Raw genomic sequence first — 5,248 nt, 5'->3', positions numbered from 1 at the left:
GTGTTCGACGATGCGGCTGGCGTACATGACGGCGACAGTGTCGGCGACGCGGCGGGCGGCGGCGAGGTCGTGGGTGATGAGCAGGACGGCGGCGCCGCCGTCGCAGCGGCGGCGCAGCAGGTCGAGCGTGTGGTCGACCAGCGGCCGGTCGAGGCCGGTTGTCGGCTCGTCGGCAAGCAGGAGCGGTGGGTCGGGGGCGAGGGCGAGGGCGGTGGCCAGACGCTGGGCCATGCCGCCGGACAGCTCGTGCGGATAGCGGTCGAGGTCGTTCGGGTCGAGGCCGACGTCGGCGGCGATCCGGTCGGCGACCACGGGGGCGTCACGGCGGGTGTGGCCGTGGGCTCGGATGGTCTCCTCCAACAGCCTCCGGCCGGTCCGGACCGGGGTCAGGGCGGTGGCCGGGCTCTGCGGCACCAACCCCACGGCCCGGCCGCGGACGGCACGGGCGAGGTGGCGCTCACCGCAGCCGACCAGGTCAACTGGTTCCCCGATGGGCGGCGGCCGCAGGTGCGCGCGGCCGGTGACGACGGCGTTGCCGGGCAGCAGACCGAGCAGGGCGTGAGCGAGCACGGACTTCCCGCAGCCGGACTCCCCCACAACGGCGAGAAGTTCCCCAGCATGCAGGGTCAGGTGCAGGTCGGTGACGGCGTGCACCGTGGCATCACGGAGGCGGAAGCGGACGCTCAGCGCCTCAACTTCCAGCAGGGCGTGCCGGGGGCCGTCGACGGTGACGGTCGTGGCGGAGTCAACGGTGGTGGTCACAGGTTCAGCTCCGCTCGTACGCGGGGGTCGAGGCGGTCACGCCACCGGTCGGTCAATACGGCGAGGGCGAGCGTGACCGCGACGAGGACGAGGCCGGGGACGATGCTGGACCACCAGGCCCCGGTGAGCAGGGACCGCTGCCCGTCGTTGATCATGTTGCCGATCGAGGCCAGATGCGGTGGCAGCCCGAGGCCGAGGAAGGACAGGGCGGTCTCGTGCCACACGGCGTGCGGCACCATCAGCGTGGTGGCCAGTGCCAGGCGGGGCAGCACGTGCGGCAGCAGGTGCCGGGTGAGCACGCGAATGCGGGAGGCACCGCCGGAAACCGCCGCGTCGATGAACGGCCGGGTACGCAGGCTGAGCAGTTCGGAGCGGACGATGCGGGCGGTGGACAGCCAGTGCGTCAGCCCGATGGACAGGATCACCGCGCCGAGGCTGGGCCTCAGCATCGCGACGATGAAGATGCCCAGCAGCAGGTGCGGCAGGGCCGCGATGGTGTCCACGATCCGCATGAGCACCCGGTCGACCCGGCCGCCGACGGTGCCGGCAACCGCACCGACCAGGCCGCCGATGACCGTGGCCACGAACGCGGCGACCGCGCCGACGAGCAGGGAGACCCGCAGCCCGTAGAGGCTACGGTGGGCGACGTCGCGACCGAGCTCGTCGGTGCCGGCCAGGTGCGCCCAGGACGGCGCCAGGCGGGTACCGGCCAGGTCGACAGCGCTCTGGTCGAGTGGCCACAGCAGTGGGGCGAGCAGGCATGCGGCGATCGCTGTGGTGAGCACGGCGGCGGCCACACCCTGGCCGACTCGGCCCCCTCTCGGCCGGGCTGCCGGGCGGCGGGGCCGGGGCGTCCGCGTCGCTGTGGTGATCGGGGGTGGGGCGAGGTCAGTCATCGAGGCGTACCCGGGGGTCGGCGGTGGCGTAGGCAAGATCGGTGGCCAGGTTCGCGGTCAGGACGACGACGGTGGTGGCCAGGGTGGTCGCGGCCAGCAGCGGGAAGTCGCTGCCCAGGGCGGCCTGCACGGTGACCGCGCCGAGGCCGGGCAGGGAGAACACGGTTTCCACCAGCACCGCGCCGCCGACGAGTTCGGGCAGGTGGGTGCCGACCAGGGTGAGGAACGGCAGCAGCGCGGTCCGCAGGGCGTGGCCGAACAGGACGGTGCGGCCGGGCAGCCCGCGCGCCCGCGCGGCGAGGACGTGGTCGTCGCGGAGGCTGTCGGCGACGGCGTCGCGGATGAAGAGCACGAACCACGGTGCCTGGGCGATCGCCAGCACGGTGACCGGCAGGACCAGGTGCCGGGCCACGTCGGCAGGGTCGGTGGCGGTGGCGGTGACGTCGGTGAGCCCGCCGGCCGGCAGCCAGCCCAGGCTGAGGGCGAACACCGCGATCGCGGCCAGGCCGATCCAGAACACCGGCATCGACTGCACCGCGTACGCGACGGCGCGCAGGCCCCGGTCGAACCAGCCGCCCCGCCGGTACGCGGCCAGGGTGCCCAGCAGCAGGCTCGCTACCAGCACCAGGGCGAGAGCCATGCCGACGAGCAGCAGCGTCCACCCGGCGCGGGCGGCGAGCACGTCGGCGACCGGTTCGTGGCGGCTGGTCGACCAGCCGAGGTCGCCGCAGAGGAGGTTGCCCAGCCAGCGGGCGTACTGCACCGGCAGCGGGTCGTCGACGCCCCAGTTGTCGCGGATCTGCGCGAGGTTCTCCTCGCTGGTGGTGAACGCCGCCGCGCCCGCGTACTGCTGCGCGGGGTCGACGGGCGAGGCGGCGCCGAGGGCGAACATGCTCATGCTGGTCGCGGCTAGGACCGGCACGGCCACCAGCGCCCGGCGCCGGATCACCCGGCCGGCGCCGGCGAGCCGCCGCCGGCGGATCGGTGTCCTCGGGGGCGGCCCGCTGGCCGGGAGGGACGCGGTCACGGTTTCCTGGTCCAGGTTTGGACGTTCCACCAGAGGCTGTTGGCGACGTCGTGCTCGTGCGGCTCCACCCGCGGCGTCACTCCTGCGACCGTGTCCCTCACGACGTAGGTGTGCTGGAGGTAGGTGAGGAACACCCACGGCACGTCGGCGGTGAGCTGCTTCTGGAACGCCGCGTACGCCGCCTTGCGCACGGCCGGGTCGGCGTTGTCCCGGCCGTGCTGCAGTGCCGTGTCGGTGGCCGGGGACCGGTAGGAGCCGGGATTGAAGAAGCCCTGGCCGGCGAAGGCGGAGCCGAACAGCTTGTAGGAGACGAAATCCGGGTCGTACGGGGTGCCGTACCCCATGATCAGCGCGTCGGTCTTCATCCGGGGGGTGATCGCGTCCCAGGTCAGGCCCTCCGGCGTCACCTTGATACCGACCTTCTTCGCGTCCGCGGTGACCGCGAGGGCGAGTTCCTTGCGCAGGCTGTCGGTGGCCGGGTACATCAGCGTGAACGCAGCCTGCCGGCCGTCCTTGACACGGATGCCGTCCCGACCGGTCCGCCAGCCCGCCGCGTCGAGGGCCGCCGTCGCGGCGGCAGGGTCGGCCGAAGGCTTCCCGACGACGGACGCCTCGGCGAACTCCGACGACGGCGGCACCGGCCCGAACGCCGGCTCCCCTGCGCCGCCGAGCACGCCAGTCACCATCGCCTGCCGGTTCACGGCGAGGTTGAGCGCCCGCCGCACCGCCAGGTCCCCCAGGACCGGGTTGCCCATCGGCAGCATCACGCCCCGGTAGTCGGCGGTCGGCACCCGCTGCACCCGATAGCCGCCCTGTTCGTCGAAGCCGGCGGCGAGCTTCGGCGCCAGCTCCGCCGCGTCGAACTCCCCGGCCCGCATCCGCTGGGCGCGGACGTTGTCGTCGGCGACGAACGCCACCACCACACCCGCATTCGCCGGCTTACCGCCCCAGTACGTGTCGTTGGCGGCGAGCACCAGCCGGTCACCCGGGGTCCACGAGATCACCCGGTACGGGCCGGTGCCCACCGGCTTACGGTTGAACTCGGCCTTGTTCACGTCCTGCCCTGTGAACGCCTTCGCCGGTACGATGCCCAGTGCCAACCGCTGCAGGAACGGCGCGTACGCGTACCGGAGGGTGAACACCACCGTCGACGCATCCGGCGCGGTGACCGAGGCGAGCATGTCCAGGTCCGAGCGCAGCGTCGAGTCGACAGTCGGGTCCAGCACCGCCCGATAGGTGAAGACCACGTCCTGCGCGGTCAACGGAGAGCCGTCGTGGAACCGCACTCCGTCGCGGAGCTTCGCGGTGACCGTCTTCCCGTCCACGGAGATGGCGGGCAGTTCCCGGGCGAGAGCCGGCACGAGCTGGTTGCCGGCGTCGCGCGCAACCAAGCCGTCGAAGATCAGCGAACCGCCGTCCACGCCGTAGTTCAGCACCGGATTCAGGGTGTCCGGCTCCCCTGCCGTCGCCACCACGATCGTTCCGGCGGCGTTCGAGCCACCCGACGGCGTCGCCGACGACGAGCAGCCGGAGACGGCGAGCGCAGCGGCGACGGCCACCGCCGTGACGCGGACGGTCAGGGGCCTGCTCATGACGTACTCCTGCGTTCGATGTGGTGCGAGCCCGGCACACGCCGGATCGGACAAGCCGTTGCCGCGTGCCCGGTGCGTCGACGGGCCAATGGTTCAGGTCGGCGGGGACTGCGCGGCCACAAGCAGGGTCAGCTGCCGGACCAGGTCATCCAGGGACCGACCGTTCTGCGTGGCGACGAGCCCGAGGGCCAAAAGATCGAGTGCGGCACGTGCCCGGACAGGTTGAACGTGAACGTCTTCTCCAGCCCGACCGGGCCCGCGAAGTCGCTCTTGTCGCGGGCCTCGGCGAGCTGCTCCAGAGCGTCGTTGCCGCCCCTGGCGTACGCGGGGTGGTGCTTGCTGCGGTGCAGCTTGAGGATCTCGCCGGACATCGCCGGTTCCAACGCGCCGTAGGCGTACGGCATGTCGGGCAGTGAGTAGACGCCCACCAGCAACTCCTCGAAACTCTCCTCGGCCGCAAGCGGCCGGGCGCCCCGGCAAGGTAATGATCATCGCAATGCCGGGGCGCTCGCCCCTTGATGCAAGTCTTGCTTAAATGCCAAAGACTTGCAAGAAGGCTTGTTCGGGTGAACTCGGCCACCCGCCAACGCCGACGAGACCCTGCGCCAGCCCGAGGACGCAGCAGCCGCACCTCAGCGACTGCAGCCCGCGCGACGCCGAACGGTCGACCGACAGCAGTTCTGGTGGCAGTCGACCGTTCGGCCGCAAGGGGCACCGTGGCCTGGCGGGGCAGGCAGCGGCTGGTTCCTGTGGGAGGGTCAGCCCGGTATTGCCGGGTACTCGAAGGGTGCGGTATCGATCAGGTGCTCGGTACCTGGTTGATGTCAGATGCGGGTCATCGTGGATTCGTATCCACCTTCGCCGGGGTAGATTCATGCGCCGGTGACGGTGTTGCCGTCGACGTCGAAGGCGCCCCGGTAGTACGCGGGGCCGCCTTTCGCGCCACCCCAGATGGCCCGCAGCCCCAGCCC

The 5,248-nt window shown here is 72.0% G+C and carries 5 protein-coding genes; all 5 read right to left on the bottom strand.

Annotated features, from left to right (window positions below):
- Positions 1-762, bottom strand: a 762-nt coding sequence (locus E1258_RS29510; RefSeq protein WP_132406880.1) for a dipeptide/oligopeptide/nickel ABC transporter ATP-binding protein, incomplete at its 3' end; no start/stop codon positions are given.
- Positions 759-1,547 carry an ABC transporter permease gene (locus E1258_RS29505; protein WP_243715771.1) on the bottom strand — a complete coding sequence of 263 codons (789 nt, stop codon included), beginning with the start codon at positions 1,545-1,547 and terminating at the stop codon, positions 759-761. The genes E1258_RS29510 and E1258_RS29505, both read right to left, overlap by 4 nt.
- A 103-nt stretch (positions 1,548-1,650) precedes the next feature.
- Positions 1,651-2,685 (bottom strand): ABC transporter permease, encoded by a 1,035-nt coding sequence (locus E1258_RS29500; RefSeq protein ID WP_243715770.1) that lies wholly within the window; start codon positions 2,683-2,685, stop codon positions 1,651-1,653.
- Positions 2,682-4,277, bottom strand: a complete 1,596-nt coding sequence (locus E1258_RS29495) for an ABC transporter substrate-binding protein (protein WP_132406876.1) — start codon at positions 4,275-4,277, stop codon at positions 2,682-2,684. The genes E1258_RS29500 and E1258_RS29495 overlap by 4 nt, the downstream gene beginning before the upstream one ends.
- Positions 4,278-4,405: 128 nt before the next feature.
- Positions 4,406-4,705: a hypothetical protein gene (locus E1258_RS29490; protein WP_132406874.1), complete on the bottom strand. Its 300-nt coding sequence runs from the start codon at positions 4,703-4,705 to the stop codon at positions 4,406-4,408.
- Positions 4,706-5,248: the final 543 nt, after the last annotated feature.

The sequence above is a fragment of the Micromonospora sp. KC207 genome (assembly GCF_004348615.1).
GTDB lineage: Bacteria > Actinomycetota > Actinomycetes > Mycobacteriales > Micromonosporaceae > Micromonospora.
This window is presented reverse-complemented; position numbering and strand designations above follow the sequence as displayed.

Excerpts from the sequence above, each read along its gene's own strand:
- E1258_RS29495 (WP_132406876.1), bottom strand. The coding sequence starts at position 4,277 with ATGAGCAGGCCCCTGACCGTCCGCGTCACGGCGGTGGCCGTCGCCGCT.